A 562-nucleotide genomic window follows, 5' to 3' on the forward strand; every position below is an offset into this window, starting at 1 on the left:
GCGGCCGGACGCGGCGGCGAAGACGATGCTGGACCAACTGGTGTGGTGGGCGACGGCGTTGCGGCAGGCGCGGGAGAGGAGTCCGTACGCGGGCTGAGCCGGTCCGCCGCCCCGGGCCCTCACCCCCGCCAGTTCCCGCTCCTGATCGGCGTCCCCCGGGCCCGCAGCCGGGCGGCGACGGCGGGTGCGGCGACGTACACCCAGGCCCGGACCGCCGTACCGTCGGCGGTCCGGACCACCTCCCGCGCCACGCGCTCGTACAGGCTGCGCGGGTCGCCCGGCACGTACTCCTCCAGCCGGTCCAGCTCGGCGAGCAGCCCCGGGTAGGCCTCCGGCAGCGCGGTGACCAGTTCCCCGTCGACCACCCCGCCCGGCTCCTCCACGGCGTACGGGTAACCGGGCCCCTCGTACAGCACCGCGCCCGGGAGCCGGCCGGGCTCCTCCCGGAGCGTGCGGCCGCGCAGGAAGAGGGCGTGGTTGACCTCGCCGGGGCGGAGCGTGCCGTAGACGAAGAAGGGGAGGGTCACTCGGTCACCTGCGGACGGTCGACGGAGCTCCGCCG

Annotated in this window: 1 protein-coding gene and 1 pseudogene; one reads left to right on the plus strand and one right to left on the minus strand. The window is 76.7% G+C overall.

Annotated elements, in window-relative coordinates; translation table 11 throughout:
• Positions 1-97: pseudogene (locus tag B7L92_RS43140) on the plus strand (NADPH-dependent FMN reductase); the annotation flags it as partial.
• Between the two features lie 22 nt (positions 98-119).
• Here the strand turns inward: B7L92_RS43140 and B7L92_RS35735 are convergent.
• On the minus strand, positions 120-527 hold the full coding sequence (locus B7L92_RS35735; protein ID WP_081241356.1) for a gamma-glutamylcyclotransferase family protein: 408 nt from the start codon (positions 525-527) through the stop codon (positions 120-122).
• Between the last annotated feature and the right edge of the window lie 35 nt (positions 528-562).

Origin of the sequence: Streptomyces viridosporus, assembly GCF_002078235.1 — a bacterium.
GTDB classification, from domain to species: domain Bacteria; phylum Actinomycetota; class Actinomycetes; order Streptomycetales; family Streptomycetaceae; genus Streptomyces; species Streptomyces viridosporus.